This is a genomic window from Nocardia sp. NPDC050378 (assembly GCF_040655675.1).
GTDB lineage: Bacteria > Actinomycetota > Actinomycetes > Mycobacteriales > Mycobacteriaceae > Nocardia > Nocardia coubleae.
Window position 1 is genome coordinate 54,299 of sequence record NZ_JBFAKI010000002.1, and the last position, 16,369, is coordinate 70,667.

General features: G+C 69.4%; 16 protein-coding genes. 6 read left to right on the plus strand and 10 right to left on the minus strand.

Features of this window, described 5'->3' with window-relative positions:
• From AB0I35_RS04180 to mftE, 3 genes are all read right to left on the minus strand, one after another.
• The gene (locus AB0I35_RS04180; protein WP_357394257.1) at nucleotides 1–498 is read right to left on the minus strand and encodes a hypothetical protein; all 498 of its coding nucleotides are present in this window, start codon (nucleotides 496–498) and stop codon (nucleotides 1–3) included.
• Nucleotides 499–589: 91 nt separating this feature from the next.
• On the minus strand, nucleotides 590–1,804 hold the full coding sequence (mftD, locus tag AB0I35_RS04185) for a pre-mycofactocin synthase MftD (RefSeq protein ID WP_357394258.1): 1,215 nt from the start codon (nucleotides 1,802–1,804) through the stop codon (nucleotides 590–592).
• Nucleotides 1,801–2,499: a mycofactocin biosynthesis peptidyl-dipeptidase MftE gene (gene mftE / locus AB0I35_RS04190; protein WP_357394259.1), complete on the minus strand. Its 699-nt coding sequence runs from the start codon at nucleotides 2,497–2,499 to the stop codon at nucleotides 1,801–1,803. The genes mftD and mftE overlap by 4 nt, the downstream gene beginning before the upstream one ends.
• 76 nt (nucleotides 2,500–2,575) lie before the next feature.
• Between mftE and mftR the strand changes: the two genes are divergently transcribed.
• From mftR to AB0I35_RS04220, 6 genes are all read left to right on the plus strand, one after another.
• Nucleotides 2,576–3,166 (plus strand): mycofactocin system transcriptional regulator, encoded by a 591-nt coding sequence (mftR, locus tag AB0I35_RS04195; RefSeq protein WP_357394261.1) that lies wholly within the window; start codon nucleotides 2,576–2,578, stop codon nucleotides 3,164–3,166.
• A 107-nt stretch (nucleotides 3,167–3,273) separates the two neighbouring features.
• Nucleotides 3,274–4,182: an STAS domain-containing protein gene (locus AB0I35_RS04200; RefSeq protein WP_067492043.1), complete on the plus strand. Its 909-nt coding sequence runs from the start codon at nucleotides 3,274–3,276 to the stop codon at nucleotides 4,180–4,182.
• Nucleotides 4,183–4,191: 9 nt separating this feature from the next.
• Entirely contained in the window at nucleotides 4,192–4,575 is a 384-nt protein-coding gene (locus AB0I35_RS04205) for an STAS domain-containing protein (protein WP_067492042.1), read from the plus strand.
• Nucleotides 4,553–4,978, plus strand: a complete 426-nt coding sequence (locus tag AB0I35_RS04210; protein ID WP_067492040.1) for an ATP-binding protein — start codon at nucleotides 4,553–4,555, stop codon at nucleotides 4,976–4,978. The genes AB0I35_RS04205 and AB0I35_RS04210 overlap by 23 nt, the downstream gene beginning before the upstream one ends.
• Nucleotides 4,971–5,594, plus strand: a complete 624-nt coding sequence (locus tag AB0I35_RS04215; RefSeq protein ID WP_067492038.1) for a SpoIIE family protein phosphatase — start codon at nucleotides 4,971–4,973, stop codon at nucleotides 5,592–5,594. The genes AB0I35_RS04210 and AB0I35_RS04215 overlap by 8 nt, the downstream gene beginning before the upstream one ends.
• Before the next feature lie 10 nt (nucleotides 5,595–5,604).
• The gene (locus tag AB0I35_RS04220; RefSeq protein ID WP_357394263.1) at nucleotides 5,605–7,959 is read left to right on the plus strand and encodes a SpoIIE family protein phosphatase; all 2,355 of its coding nucleotides are present in this window, start codon (nucleotides 5,605–5,607) and stop codon (nucleotides 7,957–7,959) included.
• Nucleotides 7,960–8,335: 376 nt separating this feature from the next.
• Here the strand turns inward: AB0I35_RS04220 and AB0I35_RS04225 are convergent, their stop codons facing one another.
• From AB0I35_RS04225 to mvk, 7 genes are read right to left on the minus strand one after another with little or no spacing between them, the layout of a single operon-like run.
• Nucleotides 8,336–9,811: an NAD(P)/FAD-dependent oxidoreductase gene (locus AB0I35_RS04225; protein WP_357394265.1), complete on the minus strand. Its 1,476-nt coding sequence runs from the start codon at nucleotides 9,809–9,811 to the stop codon at nucleotides 8,336–8,338.
• A 2-nt stretch (nucleotides 9,812–9,813) separates the two neighbouring features.
• Entirely contained in the window at nucleotides 9,814–10,986 is a 1,173-nt protein-coding gene (locus AB0I35_RS04230) for a hydroxymethylglutaryl-CoA synthase (RefSeq protein WP_067492033.1), read from the minus strand.
• Nucleotides 10,983–12,041, minus strand: coding sequence for a hydroxymethylglutaryl-CoA reductase (locus AB0I35_RS04235; RefSeq protein ID WP_357394267.1), 1,059 nt, complete (start codon nucleotides 12,039–12,041; stop codon nucleotides 10,983–10,985). The genes AB0I35_RS04230 and AB0I35_RS04235 overlap by 4 nt, the downstream gene beginning before the upstream one ends.
• On the minus strand, nucleotides 12,034–13,131 hold the full coding sequence (gene fni, locus AB0I35_RS04240) for a type 2 isopentenyl-diphosphate Delta-isomerase (RefSeq protein WP_357394269.1): 1,098 nt from the start codon (nucleotides 13,129–13,131) through the stop codon (nucleotides 12,034–12,036). The genes AB0I35_RS04235 and fni overlap by 8 nt, the downstream gene beginning before the upstream one ends.
• A complete protein-coding gene (locus AB0I35_RS04245) occupies nucleotides 13,128–14,330 on the minus strand; it encodes a phosphomevalonate kinase (RefSeq protein WP_357394270.1) in 1,203 nt (400 codons plus the stop codon). Before AB0I35_RS04245 ends, fni begins: the two co-directional genes overlap by 4 nt.
• Entirely contained in the window at nucleotides 14,327–15,352 is a 1,026-nt protein-coding gene (mvaD, locus tag AB0I35_RS04250; RefSeq protein WP_357394272.1) for a diphosphomevalonate decarboxylase, read from the minus strand. The genes AB0I35_RS04245 and mvaD overlap by 4 nt, the downstream gene beginning before the upstream one ends.
• On the minus strand, nucleotides 15,349–16,356 hold the full coding sequence (gene mvk / locus AB0I35_RS04255) for a mevalonate kinase (RefSeq protein WP_357394274.1): 1,008 nt from the start codon (nucleotides 16,354–16,356) through the stop codon (nucleotides 15,349–15,351). Before mvk ends, mvaD begins: the two co-directional genes overlap by 4 nt.
• Nucleotides 16,357–16,369 lie beyond the last annotated feature (13 nt).

Consider the following 16,369-nt stretch of genomic DNA (forward strand, 5'->3'; position numbering starts at 1 on the left):
TCAGGACCCCGAACTTCCGCCGCCACCGCTCGAGTCGGGGCGCTGCCCGAGCCCGCCGCGCAGCACCGTTCCGCCCGCGACCGGTGCCCCACGGTCGTAGACGTCGCCGGTGCTCGGCCGCAGGAAACTGCCCGCCGCCAGGGCGATCGTGGCACCGACCGCCGGGTACACCAGCGTGTCGGTGTGCTTGTACCAGAACCGTTTGTAGCTCGCGTCGGATGTGTCGCACCGGTCGTCGGCCACCCGCTTGTTCGTCGCCGTCTCCACACAGACCCCCACCGACGCCGGGCGGGCGGTGGTACTGGTGGTGGGACGCGCCGACGCGGTGGTGGCGGGCACCGAGGTGGTGGTACGCGGGGTGGTCACCGGCGGGCGGGTGGTGGTCGTCGGGCGCTGGGCCGAACCCGGCGCACCGCACCCGGCCGACACCAGCGCCACCGCGACCAAGGCGGGCAGGGTGAAAGTCACACTGCGCGACCGCATTACCCGAACGTCCATGATTCCCCCTCCGGCGACCGACAGGCCAACGCTCGACCATAGCGACCGGTCCCCGCCCGGACAACCCGTCCCGCCCTTCGCGAAATACCGCTTACCGCAGCACTTTCTCGGCGACGTTCGCGGTGCGGACCGGGTCGGGGAGGCCGAGCGCGCGTTCGAAACCGTCCGGGACCACGATGTCGTCGCGGGTCAGGTCGGTGACCGAGGTCTTGCGCAGGCCGAGCAGGGCGGAGTCGATGCCGCCGCGCAGGATGTCGAGGACGTTCTCCACACCGGCCTGGCCGTTGGCGGCCAGACCCCACAGGTAGGCGCGGCCGATGAGGACCGCGCGGGCGCCGAGGGCGACGGCCTTGACGACATCGCTACCGCGCCGGATACCACCGTCGAGCAGGACCTCGATCTGGTCGCCCACGGCGTCGGCCAGCACCGGCAGGGCGCGGATGGCGGCTGGGGTGCCGTCGAGGTTGTTGCCGCCGTGGTTGGACACCGAGATGCCGGCGACGCCCGCGTCGACCGCGCGCAGCGCGTCGTCTACTCGCATCACGCCCTTCAGCAGCACCGGACCGTCCCACTGCGCGCAGATCCAGGCCACGTCGTCCCAGTCGGGGGCGGGTGTCTGCATCCACTCGCCGTAGGCGCCGAAGAAGCCGGGCGCGGCGCCGCCCCCGACGGACATGTTGGGTGCGGTGAGATCGGGGATGGAACCCGAGCGCAGGTAGGTGGCCAGCCAGCGCGGACGGGCCAGGGTCTGCGGTGCGAATTTCGTCATGGTGCGCAGGTTCAGCGATTCGGGGATCTGCGGGCTGCCCCAGTCGCGACCGTGCGAGAAGGACCAGTCGAGGGTGAGGATCAGCCCGACCGCACCGGCGGTCTTCGCGCGTTCCATCCGTTCCAGGATCTGGTCCTTGCTGCCGCACCAGTAGAGCTGGAAGAAGGTGGCGGGGTTGGCCGCGATCACCTCTTCGACCGGTTTGCTCGCGAACGAGCTGAGGCCCATGGCGATGCCGCGTGCGGCCGCGGCCCGTGCCACGGCGACCTCACCGTCGGGGTGCACCGCCTGAACGCCGGTCGGCGAGATCAGCACCGGCATCGAAACCTGTTGCCCCAGGACGGTTGTCGACTGGTCCCGGTCCCCGATGGGGCCCGCGCAGTGTGGCGCGAAACCGAGTTCGGTGAACGCGGTCTGGTTGTCCTCGATGGTCTGGCCCCGTTCGGAGCCGGCGATCAGCGCGCCGTACACCGATTTCGGCAGCCGCTTGCGGGCGCGACGCTGCGCCTCGGCGACGGTCTCGAACCAGGGGTTCATCGACGTGGTCCTTCCTCGTTGTCACCCGGCCACCAATGGCCGAGGTCGTGCAGGAGCGCGGCGGTCGCCGCGCTCAGCAGTTCGGCGCCCGCGGCGGCATTCGCCCCGGTCGGGTCGCCGAGAATTCCGTTGTGGCTCACCGCCGCCACCCCAGCCGTGCGCAGCAGTGGCAGCACCTCGGCGAGCGGGCGGGTGTCCCCCGGTTCGGCCAGCTCGAGGCGCACCCGGTCGGGTGCGAGGGCGAGCTGGAGGGAGGTTTCGGTGTGGCCCGCGTGCGCGTCGCCGCCGTAGCCGGGGCAGAACAGGCGCACGTCGCGCGATTCCGAGCGCAGCAGAGCGACGGCCCGGCGCAACGCCTCGACATTGCCGCCGTGGGCGTTGACCAGCGCGATCCGCTCGAAAGTCGCGGTGGCCGAGCGACACAGCTCCACCACGAGCAGCTCCAGCGCGGCCTGCCCGATCGACAGCGTGCCGGCGAATCCGGCGTGCTCGCCGCTGGCGCCGTAGGGCACGGCGGGCGCGACGAGCACGTCGTCGCGGGCGGTGGCGGCGCGCGCGCACAACGCCGAGGCGATGTCGAGATCGGTCGACAGCGGCAGGTGCGGTCCGTGCTGTTCGACGGCGCCCAGCGGCACCAGCAGGATCGACGCGCGACAGGCGTCGACCTCCGGCGATGTGAGCTGGGCCACGAACATGACCGAACATTAACGTCAGTCACTGACATAATCAAGACCTGGGCCCACTCGGCGGCCCACTCCCTACGCTGTATCCATGTCAGCCCCGACCCAGCGCGGCCGCCCACCGCGCACCACCCGCCGCGCCCTGGAACTCATCGCGATGCGCCTGTTCACCGAGCACGGCTTCGAGGAGGTGACCGTCGGGCAGATCGCGGCCGAGGCGGGCGTCAGCGAACGCACCTTCTTCCGCTACTTCCCGAGCAAGGGCGAGGTGCTGTGGCACCAGTTCGACGACGAGGTGGCCGACCTGCGCGCGGCCTTCGCCGCCGTCGCCGACGACGAGCCGATGATGACGGCGGTGCGGCGCATCGTGGTGGCCGCCAACAGATATCGCGCCGAGGACATCCCCGAACTACGCACCAGGATGCGGCTGATCTCGGGAATCCCCGCGCTGTCGGCGGGCGCGGGCGCGCACTACGACGCCTGGGAACGCGCGGTCGGCGAATTCGCCGCGCGCAGGCTCGGCACCCGCGCCGACGACCTGATCCCCCTGGCCGTCGGTCGCACCACCCTGGCCGCCGCCCGCGCGGCCTTCGACGCCTGGCTCGAACGCGGTGACGCCGATCTCACCGTGTACCTGGATCGGGCGCTGGCGGCGCTGGCCCGCGGCTTCACCCCCGAATAGCTGGTTACCGGCAGGTTTGGACAGCACCATGTATGGGGTATGAGTAGGCTTCGGTGAACGTGTGCGGTGCGCACCTGGTGAAAACGTCGAAAGGGGCAGGAGCTTCCATGTCCGAGGTGTCAACGAGTCTTTCCGCGGATGCGCCACCGGCGCGCCCGGTGGACAACAACCTGCTCCCCCAGTTGGTCGAGCACCTCCGGCAGAACCGCACCGGCCTGCGTGAGGAATGGGCGCGGCGCATCACCGAGGCCGAACTGCTCACCGCGATGACCCCGGAGGAGATCTTCTCCGAGGCCACCTCCATGTACGACAACTACGTCGAGGTGCTGGTCACCGGTAGCGTCGAGGCCCTGCAGGCCTACGCTCGCGACCTGTCCGAGCGCATCATTCCCCGAGGCGTCGAGACCGACGAGGTCCTCGGCATCGTGCTGCTGCTGCGCGACGTGCTCGCGCGCTCGCTGTTCTCGAAGTACCAGTCCAACTTCGAGATGCTCAACCAGGTGCTCGACGCCTACGAGCCCGCCGCCAACCGCATCGCCAACACCGTCGGCGTGTCGTTCGTGCAGGAGCGCGAGCGCGTCATCAGCCGCCAGCAGGAAGCCATCCGCGAGCTGTCCACCCCGGTGCTGCAGGTGCGCGAGCAGCTGCTCATCCTGCCCATCATCGGTGTGCTCGACTCCCAGCGCGCCCGTCAGCTCACCGAGCAGTTGCTGCGCGCCATCCGGGCCAATCGCGCCAAGGTAGTCGTCATCGACATCACCGGTGTGCCCGCCATCGACTCCGTGGTCGCCAACCACCTCGTGCAGACCGTCGACGCCTCGGGCCTGATGGGCGCCAGCGTCATTATCACCGGTCTGTCCTCCGAGATCGCGCTCACCCTGGTGACCATCGGCCTCGACCTGTCCAAGATGAACGCGGTCGGCGACCTGCAGGGTGGTATCGAAGAGGCCGAGCGACTGCTCGGCTACGAGGTCACCCGGGTCACCGAGCGGCTGAGCGAGCGGGACGGGCGCTAGCAGTCCGCCATGCCGGTACCCATCCTGAAACAGGGCACATTCCTGATCGCCTCGGTCCAGTCGGCGCTGACCGACGCCGACACCGAGCGGCTGCAGGACGATCTCATGACGCAGGTCAGCCGTTATCGCGCGACCGGCATCATCGTCGACGTCACGGCCATCGACGTGATGGATTCCTTCGCCGCCCGTTCGCTGCGCACCATCGCCCACATGACCCAGCTGCGCGGCGCGGAAACGGTGATCGTCGGTTTACAGCCCGAGGTCGCGTTCGCGATGGTGCAGCTCGGGCTCACCTTCGAGGACATGCAGACGGCCCTCGACCTCGAAGAAGGTCTCGCCTGGCTGAACCGTCACCCGCGCAGCCGACGAGATGGTCGTGACAGTGGCCGCTGAGCAGGTCGCCATCGCAGTCAAGGTGTCCGAGGACATCGTGACCGCACGCCAGGCCGGGCACGAGCTGGCGGCTCACCTCGGCTTCACCCTCACCGACCGCACCATGATCTCCACCGCCATCTCCGAAATCGCCCGCAACATCACCAGTTACGCGGGCAGTGGCGAGATCCGCCTGCTCGTCGACATTCGCGACGGCCGCCAGAGCCTCGTGGTCCAAGCCGAGGACCAGGGTCCTGGCATCCGTGACATTCCGCGCGCGCTCGAGGACGGGTACTCCACCGGTCGCGGCCTCGGTCTCGGCCTGCCGGGCGCACGCAGGCTGATGGACGGCATCACCATCGATTCCGCCCCCGGCCGAGGGACGTTGATCGAAATGTGGAAGTGGGTACCCGACGGTGCATGAAGACGGGATCACCGGCCGCACGGAATGGTCGACGGCCGGCCGGGCACTACCCGGCCAGGACGTCTCCGGTGACCGCGGCGTCGTCCTCGACACCGGCGACGGCGGCGTGCTCTTCGGCGTGCTCGACGGCCTCGGCCACGGCGCCGCGGCCGCGGACGCGGCCGATCGCGCGACCCTCGTACTGTCGGACAACCGCGGCGAACCGCTGGATGTCCTGATGGTGCTGTGTCATCGGGCGATGGCCGAAACCCGCGGCGCCGCAATGTCGTTGGCGCTGATCGGGCCGGGCGACACCCTGCAATGGATCGGCGTGGGCAATGTGGAGTCACGGCTGCTCACCCTCGGTCCGGCGGGCCCGGAGCTGCGGGCGACCATGCTGCTCACCGGTGGCATCGTCGGTTACCGGCTGCCCGCGCATCTACAGCCGCAGACCCTGCCGATCAAACAGGGCGACCTGCTGCTGATGGCCACCGACGGTCTCGTCACCGCCGACGCCGACAAGATCGACCTGGCCAGGCCCGCGGCCGCCATCGCGGGCGACCTGCTCGCCCGCGACGCCAAGGACACCGACGATGCGCTGGTCCTGGCGGCCCGATTCCGGGGAGCAGGATCATGAGAGGGTGCCGATGAGTGCTGTCCTGGCCGCGTTCCTCGACGACTATTCGGCTGCCCTGCGCCGCCATGTCGCCGCACCGGGCCAGACAGGCCTGAGCGAAGGCTACGACCTCGGCAGGCGCGCCCTCGTCGAGGGCATCAGTCTGCTCGATCTCACCGAGCACCACTTCCGCACCGTCGCCGAACTCGCGGGCAGCGAGGCGTATTCGCGCGGGGCGGAGGTGGCGCTGGAATTCCTGCTGCAGACGATGGCCGCGCTCGACATCGCCACCCGCGGCTACCTCGACGGCACCAAGCGCTACGAGCAACAGCGCTCGCGCGCCGAGGATCTCGCGGGCCGCGACGCGTTCCGCACCGCGCTGGTCGAATCGCTGCAGGACGGGTTCTTCGTCGCCGACGAGCACGGGACGATCGTCGAGGTGAACTCGGCGTTCGGTGTGCTCACCGGGTACGGGCCCGAGGAGGTGCCGTTCGCGCTGCCGCATCCGTGGGCCCTCCACGATCGCGAGGGTTATCCCCAGATCGGCACCGAGGCCTCCCGTTTCGTGATGCCGGTGCGGCATCGCGACGGCCGCGAACGCTGGCTGGCGGTGAGCGCGAGTTCACTGGTGAAGCAGGAGAACAACGAGCGGATCTTCGTCGGCACCGTGCGCGACGTCACCGCCGAGCACGACGCGCAGGCCCGCGATCAGGCGGCCTCGCGGCTGGCGACCGCGGTCGGCGCGGCCACCAGCATGGTGGAGGTCCTCGCCGTCGGGCTCGACGAATTGCGGCGGACAATGGGCGCACGCACGGCATTGGTCGCGGTGTGGCCGAGCCGCACCGGTCGACCCGACCTCTACTCCTGCGGCGAGTCCCCCACCGCGGCACAGGCCCCGCCGGAACCCGAATTCGTCTCCGCCAACAGCAGATTCGTCGCCACGCCGGTGCAGCAGCCGAGCTCGCGCGGTGAAGCTCCGGTGGTGCTCGACGAGCAGACCAACGAACTGCTCGACCGGGCGCGCAGGCAGTCCGCGCGCGGCCTGTCGGCCATCACCGGCGACGAGGGCGGCGTGGACGCCGTCGTCGCGCCGCTCGGTGAGACCGGCGACGCGGCGCTGTGGGTGCGCTTCGGCGCCCCACGCGCGGTGAGTGCCGCCGATTGGGCGCTGTATTCGCTGCTGGTCGGTCACCTCAGTGTCGCGTTGCAGCGTGCGCGCAACTTCGATCAGGCGCGCGCCACCTCGCTCACCCTGCAGCGTGCCATGCTCGGCCCCATCGAACTTCCACCGCGATTCTCGGTGCACTACGAACCCGCCCTGCCGCCGCTCGAGATCGGTGGCGACTGGTACGACGTGGTCCCGCTGCGCGACGGCACCATCGGTGTGGTCGTCGGCGACTGCGTCGGCCGAGGCCTGTCCGCGGCGGTGGTGATGGGCCAATTGCGCACTGCCGCACGGGCGCTGCTGCTGCGCGGCGCCGGACCCGCCCAGCTGCTCGCCGAACTCGACGCGGTCGCCGCGCGGATTCCGGGCGCGATGTGCACCACAGTGTGCGCCGCGGTGCTCGACCCCGAGCGCGGCGTGGTTCGCTACTCCAACGCCGGCCACATGCCGCCGATCCTGGCGGCTCCCGGTGGGCCGGGCCGGATCCTGGAAGGCGGGCGGGCGGTGCCACTGGCCACCTTCGACACTCCGCGCCGCCCCGAGGCGACCACCGCGTTGCCCGCGGGCTCCTCGCTGGTGCTGTTCACCGACGGGCTGGTGGAACAGCGCGGCTACGACATCGAGGAGGGCTTCGTGAAGATCGCGGACGTCCTCAGCGAAACCGGCGGCGCACTGCCCCGCGATGTGGCCGACGCCGTGCTGTCGCGGCTGTGTCCGCCCGCGGGCTACGACGACGACGTGGCGATGGTCGTCTACCGTCAGCCACCGGAACCGCTGTATGTCGACATTCCCGCCGCCGCAGTCGAATTGACCGGTCTTCGTCGCACGCTCTACCGCTGGTTCGCCACGGCCGCCGTGCCGCACGACCTGGCCGCCGACCTCGTCGCCGCCGCCAACGAGGCCTGCAGCAACAGCGTCGAACACGCCTACCGCGACACCGAACCCGGCCGTGTCGTCCTCACCGCCACCTGCGAGGGTGACCGGGTGGTCATCGAAGTCACCGACACCGGCCGCTGGGTGCCGACCCCCACCGACCCCGGCTATCGCGGCCGGGGCGTGGAGATGATGCGGGTCCTCACCGAGGACCTCGAATTCACCCACGACGAAAAGGGCACCCGGGTGCGTATGTGGGTGACGCTGCCGTCGATCACCTTCCCGACCGCGAATCCACTGCGCGCCTCGACGCGCCCGCCGGGAATGTCGTCGCTGAGCTCGTCCTGACACCGGGCGGTAAATGCGGCAGCGGGCCGGAAAAAAATCCGTGCTGACACGTCTACCCGTTGCTTGTCGGAGCCAAACTCCATTGCTACGGTGATAGCGCACTCCCACACCGAGCCAGGTGTGCATCCGGATATCCAGCGATCATCTCGCTGATTCGTTGAGCTGCACAACCCCGATGACACCGACGTGGTCGGCGTATCGGGGTGCTCTTTTTCGCGAGGCGATCCCCCATATCGAAGGAGAAAATCAATGTTCTCTGCCGCAATCGGAGATCTGATCGACGGTATCTTGAAGCTCCTCGGGGCGCTCATCTGAGCAAGTCCCGCAGCAATACCGTCGATCCCGGAGCCGCACAGCAGCTCCGGGATCGACGGGTTCAGCCGGCGGTCGTCTGATACGCCTCGAGATCGAAAGTGCGCATCTGCCTGCGGTAACGGAAACTGAAGTCCGGCCACAGCACCGCGTTGTTGCCCGTGCTGTCGAGGAACCAGCTGCGGCACCCACCGGTAGCCCACACCGTTTTCGCCATCTTGCGCTGGATTCCCCGGTTGTATTCTTCTTCGGCGTCCTTGCGGACTTCGACGGTGCGCAGGCCTTGCCGCTCCATGGTTTCCAATGCCGAGATCAGGTACCGGAACTGGGATTCCATGATGTAGATCAGCGAGGTGTAATTCAGCCCGGAATTGGCGCCGAGCATGAAGAACAGGTTGGGAAAGTTCGCGACCGTCGTGCCCTTGTAGTTGCGATACCCTTCCGCCTCACCGATTTCCGACAGGGTGCGCCCGTCGCGGCCGACATACAGGTTGTACGTCGGGGAATCCGATACCTGGAATCCCGTGCACAACACAATCGCGTCGACTTCGCGTTCGGTGCCGTCTTCGGTGACGATCGAATTCGCCCGCACCTCCGCGATCGAATCCGTCACCAGATCCACATTGTCGCGGTCGAGCGCCGGATAGAAACGGTTGGACACCAGCATCCGTTTACAGCCGAGACGATGCGTCGGCACCACCTTCCGGCGCACCCGCGGATCACGGATCTCGAGGAACATCTTGACCCGGCCGACCAGCTCCAGCAGCACCGCCGCCCGCGGATACTTGGCCTGGAAGACGACGAAGATCTCGCGCAGCAGGTAGATCATCGCCCGGACCAGCCGCTGGAAGCCGGGAATCCGCCGGAACGCGAACCGCTCGACCGCCGTATAGCGACGGCCCAGATGCGGCATCACCCAGGTGGCGGTGCGCTGATACACATCGAGGCTGGCCACCTCCGGTGCGATCGACGGAATGATCTGCACCGCGGACGATCCCGTACCGATCACCGCCACCCGCTTGCCCGCGAGGGTCGACTCGTGATTCCACCGCGCCGAATGGAAGATCTCCCCCTCGAAGCTCGACATCCCCTTGATATCGGGAAGATTCGGCTCCGCGAGCACCCCGGCCGCCGACACGACCACATCGGCGGTGAATCGCCCACGGCTGGTGTGGATCTCCCATCGGCCATCGGTGTCGTTCCAGCGCGCCGCCGTCATCTCGCAATCGAAGATGTGCTTGTCACGCACCCCGAAACGCTCCGACACGTCCCGGATGTAGCGTTCGATCTCGGCCTGTGGGGAGAACGACCTCGTCCAATTCGGGTTCAGCGCGAACGAGTACGAATACAACTGCGAGGGCACGTCGCACCCGGCACCCGGGTAGGTGTTCACCCGCCACGTGCCACCGACATCGGGTCCACGTTCGAGCACGAGGAAATCGGTGTGCCCCTGCTGACTCAACCGGACCGCCGCGCCGACGCCCGACAGCCCGCTTCCGACGATGATGATCCTGGCGTGCCGTATATCCGGATCGGCCACGGTCACCGAGCTTCGTAGATGCGTTTGTGGCCCGACATCGCGGCCAGCCGGAACGGGCGCCGGGTTTCCTCGGCCATGGCGTGGTAGGCGCCGTCGGTGGGCAGCACCGCTTCGTGCAGGGCTCGGTAGTGGTCGTAGTCGAGCATCTCGCGCGAGCTGATCGCGGCCTGGTTGGCCTCGGTGCGCAGGTGCGCGCGGTAGCCGGGTTGCACTGTGCCGCTGAAGAACTCGGCCACGCTGCCGGAGCCGTAGCTGATCATGGCAAGGGCCTTGCCGGTGAGGTCGTCGGCGTGGTCGAGCAGCGAGGCCAGGCCGAGGTACAGCGAGGCGGTGTAGCTGTTGCCGACGGTGCGGTTGTAAGTGGTGGTGGCGCCGATGGCGGCTTCGAGGTCGGCGGCCTCGGCGGTGTGGCCCTGGCTCTCGAGCAGGTGCCGGTGCGCCTTGTAGGCCATCTTGGTGAAGGGCTGGTGGTAGCAGAACGCGGCGAACTCGCCGAGCTCGCGCCCACCCTGGCGGCGGTAGTCGCTCCACGCCTCCTGGGCGGCCTTCTGGTAGGCGTTCACCGAGGTCTTGCCGTCGACGATGGCCTCGGAGCGGTAGTTCGGGCGCCAGAAATCCATGATGTCGGCGCTGTAGAGCCCCGAGATCGGGTCGAGCGCGAGGATGGCCGGGTTCGCGGTGACCAGCATCGCGACCGCCGCGGCGCCCTGGGTCGGCTCGCCCGGGGTGTCGAGTTCGTACTTGGCGATGTCGGCGGCGATCACCAGCACCCGCTGCGACGGGTCACGCGCGATCAGGCCCGCGGCGAACGCCAGCCCGGCGGTGCCGCCGTAGCAGGCCTGCTTGAGCTCAACCACCCGCGCCGCGTTTGGCAGCCCGATCAGCGAATGCAGGTACAGGGCAGCGGCTTTGGACTGGTCGACACCGGTCTCGGTGGCCAGCAGCACGGTGCGGATGTTGTCGGTGCCGTGCCGTTCCAGGATCGGCTGGGCGGCCGCTGCGGCGATGGTGACGATGTCCTCGTCGGCGGCGGCCACGCTCATGCGTTCCTGGCCGATGCCGAGGTAGAACTTGTCGCGATCCACCCCGAGTCGCTCGGCGAGGACGGCGTGATCGAGGGCGTAGTGGGTGGTGGCGAACGAAAGGTCGTGGATACCGACCGGCGTTGTGGTCATCGTTGTGTCCCGTTGCTCGTGGTTGACCGCTCGAATTGGGTATGGGCACGCATCAATTCACCGCGATTGGTCTGCGCGGCCATCAGCGACAGCTCACCGCACAGCACGGTGGCCGCACCGATCACGGCGAGGCGGCGCGCGTTCTCGCCGGGCTCGCGTTCGGCCCGGCAGCCGAGGCGCACCAGGTTGTCCTCGACGAAACTGGCGTGCTTGCCGTTACCGACCGTACCGACGATCAGGTTGGGCAGGGTGCACGAGAAATACAGATCACCGTCGCGGTCCTCGGCGTGGGTGACGCCCTGGGAGCCCTCGACGATATTGGCGGCGTCCTGACCGGTGGCCAGGTAGTAGGCCAGCAGCATGTTCGCGTAATGCGCGTTGGCGGAACGGATTCCGCCCGCGAGCAGGGTGCCGATCAGGTTCTTGCGGATATTGAGCTCGACGACCTTGGCGGCGGTGGTGTGCAGCCGCGCCTCGACCACCTCGCGCGGGATCAGCAGCTCGGTGACGACGTTCTTGCCGCGGCCGAGGATGCCGTTGACGGCGGTGGCCTTCTTGTCGGTGCAGTAGTTGCCCGAGATGGAGCCGTAGCGCACACCGGGCATGGTCGACAGGATGTGGTCCATCAGGTGGTCGCTGGCCAGCGTGGCCATGTTGTGGCCGGAGGCGTCGCCCGTGGTGAACTCGAACCGCAGGAACAGCAGGTTGCCCGCGATCTGGTGGTTCAGGTCGATGAGCCGGGCGAAGCGGCTGCTGCCCGAGACGACCTCCTGCAGCTCCGGCATGCGGGCCTGCAACTGCTGCACCGTGGTGTAGGCGGTGAGCGCGTCGTCGGCCTCGAGCAGGATCGACCGGGTCATCCGCTCGTCGATGAGGGTGGCGACGATGCCCTTCTCGGCGAGGGTGCTGATGCGCGCGCCGCGTCCCACCGAGGGCCACAGCGGGGTCTCGTAGGTCGCCAGCGGCACATCGACGGAGTCGTCGACGACATTGCCGGTGATCCGCAGCGGACCGACCCACTGCATCGGGACAGCCGCGTACGACATGTCATTCATGGATGACTCCTTCTCGGAGGTTCGATTCGCGCCACCAGCGACTCCGGTGGGCGAGACAGGCCACATCGATGCCGCGCAGCGCGCAGAAGCCGGCCAGGTCGCCGGTGACGAGCACATCGCGACCGGTGAGCTCGGCGGGAGTGGTCGCGCCGAGGACGGTCATGATGTTGCGCAGCTGATCGAGCCAGGTGGTGATCTTGGCGACGAGGGCCTCGGTGCCGTGGTCGACGAGCGTTTCCAGGAATGCTCCCGCCACGCCGGTCGCCTTGGCGCCCAGTGCCAGGGCCCGGGCCATGTCCAGCGGCGAGCGGATACCGCCGGAGGCGGAGATGTCGATGCCGGTGATGCCGGTGCAGTCGAGCAGGCACGCGGCCGTCGACTGACCCCACTGTTCGATGAAGCCGAAGTCGGCGCCCGCCCGCCGGTCGTTCTCGATGCGCGCGAAATTGGTTCCGCCGCGTCCGCCCACGTCGGCCACGGCCACCCCGGCCTCGCGCAGCCACGTGACGGTCTGCCTGCTGAGGCCGAACCCGACCTCCTTGACGATCACCGGCACCGGCACGCCCGCGACGATCTCCTCGATGCGGCGCGGCCACCCGGCGAAGGAGCGGTCACCCTCGGGCATCACGACTTCCTGCACCGAGTTCACGTGGATCTGCAGTGCGTCGGCCTCGAGCAGGTCGATCGCGCTGTGCACCTGGTCGAGGGTGGCGTTGGCGTTCACATTGGCCAGGACGAACCCGTGCGGGTTCTCTTCGCGCAGCACCCGGAAGGTGCCCGCGACGGCGGGGTCACGGAAGTAGGCGCTCATCGACCCCGAGGCGATGGGGACCCCGGTCTCGCGGGCCGCGACGGCCAGCTGCCGGTTGATCTCGCCGGTGTTGGTGCTGCCGCCGGTCATCGCGTTCACGTACAGCGGTGAATTCCAGTGCTTTCCGGCGAAATCGACGCCGAGCCGCACGTCGGCCGAGTCGATGCCGGCCAGGGCGTGGTGCACGAAGGCGACGGAGTCGAAATCGTTGCCACCGCTGTGGTTGCGGCGATGGTTCACCGCGTGGCGAACGTGGTCGTCCTTGCGGTCGGCGATCATGCGCGAACTCCTTCGGACGGGTGGATCCGCAAGGGCAGCTTGCGGATTCCGGCGGCTTCCCAGCCGTCGGTCAGTGCGGCGACAGCGTCGGCGCGGCCGTTCTCGAGCAGGGCGATACCGCAGTCGCCGCCACCGGCACCCGAGGGTTTCGCGGCAGCGCCGACCTCGGCCGCCACGTGACACAACGCGGCCAGGCGTTCGGTCATGACTCCGAGCCGCTCGGCGGCGTCGAGTCCGAGGAGAAGCTCACGCGCGCAGTCGATTTCGGTCCGGATGGCGGTGGGGTCGTCGGCGTCGACGGCCGCGGCGAGGCGTTCGACGCAGGCATCGCTGTGTACCAGGAAATCGGCGCGGTCCAGGGGTGCGCCGAGCCCGGCGACCAGTGCGGGGGTGGAAGCGGGGGTGCCGGTCCAGCCGACGTGCAGGTCGAGGGTGGTCGGAGTTGGCAAGGGGCGCAACGAAAGACCCGGCCACGGCAGGCGAAGGGCCGCGTCGACGCCCTCGGTCACGGCGGACCGGGCGATCCGCGCGCGGTCCGGTGAGCTGTAGGCGATCCAACCGCCCCAGGTGCTCGCGGCGACGTCACCGCCGGAGGCGCGGGGGTTGACCTCGACGGTGGCGAGCATGGCGAGCCGGTAGCGGTCCATCAGGCTCAGGCCGAGGTCGTAGAACTCGCCGAGCGCGGCCACCGCCGCGACGGTCACCGCGGCACTGGAACCGAGCCCGAACTTGCGGCCGTCGGCGTCGCCCAGATCGGCGGTGACATCCAATCGGTAAGGACACGGGGCGATTCCACGTTCGACGATCAGCCTGTCGACCACCGATGCCGCGGCGAAAAGGTAGGAGAACGTGGCCGGAACCGAACCGGTCGCGGCGACGAGCCGACCCGGGCCCCCTGCGTGCACCATTCCGGTGGGGGGCGCGAGATCCGTCGTAACGGGATTCGCGGCGACCGGGCCCGACAGGAGGCTCGCACCTGGGTCGGCGGTCGGGTCGACGAGCGCGCCATCGGCTGCCCGGCGGCAGACGAGCGTACTGCCACCGTCGAGGTCGGACCCGAGGAGGGTGTCGCCGTCGGCGGGGCTCACGGTGGCGGTGGCGTAGCGGTCGACGGCGACCAGCACGGCCCGGTGACCCGGTTCGACGACGGCGTACTCCCCCGCGACGAACAGTTTGCCCGGGGCGCGACAGGCGATCATGAGGCTCCGACCTGCGCGGTGTCCGGGAGCAGCGTGGCGCCGGGACCGATGTGCGCGGTGCGGGTGGTGACGAAATCGCCGAGGCTCTCCACGGTCGCGGCCACTCGGGCGGCGTCGGCGCGGGTGCACAGCACCTTCACATTGGGGCCCGCGTCGATGGTCGCGTAGGCGAGCACACCGTCGGCGCGCAGGGCCTGCACGGCGTCGAGCACCGCGAGCGAGTGCGGCGAGAGGTAGCGGATGCCGGGGCGGGCGGTGAGCATGGTGGCGTGCATGCCGAGCGCGTTGCGTTCGGCGATCTCACCGATGGCGGCCAGGTCACCGCGGGCGACGGCGCGGCGCATCTCGGCGAAGTCGAGCATCGACGACTCGGCCCACGGCCGGTAGAACGGGGAGGTCTGGGTGGTGGCGCGCATGGCGTCACGGCTCGACACCGTCTTGGCGGTCTGGTTCACGACCGCGACGACCAGGGCGGGGTCGAGTTCGTCGCCGCCGATCGGCTCGGCATAGGAACTCAGATCGCCCGCCTCGCCGTCGCCCTCGCCCGCGTGCCACACCACGAAACCGCCGAAGATCGAGCGCGACGCCGACCCCGACCCGCGCCGGGCCAGTCGCGACAGCGCGCGCCCGTCCAGGTCGAGCCCGTAGGCGGTCGCCGCGGCCGTGGCCAGCGCGGCGAAACCACTCGCCGAGGAAGCCAGCCCGGCCCCGGTCGGGCCGTCGTTGACGGTGACGACAGTGGCGCGTTCGGTACGACCCGCCTCGGCCCGCACGAGGTCGAGGAAGCGTTCGATGCGGGTATGCGCGGACCCGGTGGCGGCGGTGCCGTTGAACTCGATCTCGTCGGCCGGGCCGTCGGTGACGCGCACGGTGGTGGTGGTCGCGAAGATGTCGAGCGTCATCGACAGGCTGCTCGTGACGGGCAGGAACATCGTTTCGTCGCGCTTGCCCCAGTACTTCACGAGGGCGATGTTCGGGTGGGCGAGCGCGGTGGCCTCGCCGGTGGCGGAGGTCGAAGTCATTGGTGGGTACCGGGTTCCGAAGTCGTGGCGGACAGGGGCGTGGCGTCGGCGTGCATGGCGCGAGTCGGCACCGTCCAGGTTCGCACGGCACCCGCACGGCGCAGCGCGGCACTCACCCCGGGCGCCGAGGCGGGCTCGGTGAGGGCGAGCACACAGCCGCCGAGACCGGCGCCGGTGAGCTTGGCGCCGTGGGCACCCGCACCGAGCGCGGCGGTGACGAGGGTGTCGATGTGCGGGGTGCTCACCCCCAGCTCGGCGAGCAGTTCCTGGAAATCGAGCATGGTCTTGCCGAGCGATTCGGCGGCACCGGCCGACAACTCGTCGCCCGCGGCCTCGATCAGGCCCGAGGCGCGCTCGAGCAGCGACCTGGCCCGCACCGGGTCCTCGGCCAGCCTGCGCCGCACGCCTGCCACCGCGTGCTGGGTGGAGCCGGGCACGCCGGTGTCGGCGATGACGAGCGTGGCATCGAGCCCGATCGGCATCGGCTCGGCGCGGCCCTGGTGGAACCGGATCGGACCGTTGGCCAGGACGGCACTGGCATCGATGCCGCTGGCGCGCCCGTGCGCGACCTGTTCGCCACATTGCACGAGGTCGTACAGTTCGCCGGGTTCGACGACGAGCCCGTGCAGATCCGCGACCGCGCGCACCGCGGCCCCCGCGCACGCGGCGCTGGAACCGAGCCCACGAGCCAGCGGAATCCCGCACTCCACAACGACTTCGACGGTAGTATCGGTGATTCCCCACCGCCGCAACGCTTCCTCGGCCGCGACCCGTGGACCCGACTGGGCGGTGTCGGTTCCGCCGACGACGAAACGGAAGTGCCCGTCGGCCGGAACCTGCGACCCGCTGCCGGGTTCGGCCGGACGCGCCAGGGCGCGCACCGGCAGGGCGGGCAGGGGGAACGCGATCGCGGGCGTGCCGTGCACGACCGTGTGTTCGCCCAGCAGGATCGCTTTGGCGTGGGCGCGCCCGATCCCTACGACCATGCCCGTTTTCGTGGTCACATCGATTCCTCTC

Excerpts from the sequence above, each read along its gene's own strand:
- AB0I35_RS04235 (WP_357394267.1), bottom strand. The coding sequence starts at position 12,041 with ATGAATGACATGTCGTACGCGGCTGTCCCGATGCAGTGGGTCGGTCCG.
- mftD (WP_357394258.1), bottom strand. The coding sequence starts at position 1,804 with ATGAACCCCTGGTTCGAGACCGTCGCCGAGGCGCAGCGTCGCGCCCGC.
- AB0I35_RS04180 (WP_357394257.1), bottom strand. The coding sequence starts at position 498 with ATGGACGTTCGGGTAATGCGGTCGCGCAGTGTGACTTTCACCCTGCCC.
- AB0I35_RS04205 (WP_067492042.1), top strand. The coding sequence starts at position 4,192 with ATGCCGGTACCCATCCTGAAACAGGGCACATTCCTGATCGCCTCGGTC.
- AB0I35_RS04200 (WP_067492043.1), top strand. The coding sequence starts at position 3,274 with ATGTCCGAGGTGTCAACGAGTCTTTCCGCGGATGCGCCACCGGCGCGC.
- mvaD (WP_357394272.1), bottom strand. The coding sequence starts at position 15,352 with ATGACTTCGACCTCCGCCACCGGCGAGGCCACCGCGCTCGCCCACCCG.
- AB0I35_RS04220 (WP_357394263.1), top strand. The coding sequence starts at position 5,605 with ATGAGTGCTGTCCTGGCCGCGTTCCTCGACGACTATTCGGCTGCCCTG.
- mftR (WP_357394261.1), top strand. The coding sequence starts at position 2,576 with ATGTCAGCCCCGACCCAGCGCGGCCGCCCACCGCGCACCACCCGCCGC.
- AB0I35_RS04230 (WP_067492033.1), bottom strand. The coding sequence starts at position 10,986 with ATGACCACAACGCCGGTCGGTATCCACGACCTTTCGTTCGCCACCACC.
- AB0I35_RS04210 (WP_067492040.1), top strand. The coding sequence starts at position 4,553 with ATGGTCGTGACAGTGGCCGCTGAGCAGGTCGCCATCGCAGTCAAGGTG.
- mftE (WP_357394259.1), bottom strand. The coding sequence starts at position 2,499 with ATGTTCGTGGCCCAGCTCACATCGCCGGAGGTCGACGCCTGTCGCGCG.
- AB0I35_RS04245 (WP_357394270.1), bottom strand. The coding sequence starts at position 14,330 with ATGATCGCCTGTCGCGCCCCGGGCAAACTGTTCGTCGCGGGGGAGTAC.
- fni (WP_357394269.1), bottom strand. The coding sequence starts at position 13,131 with ATGATCGCCGACCGCAAGGACGACCACGTTCGCCACGCGGTGAACCAT.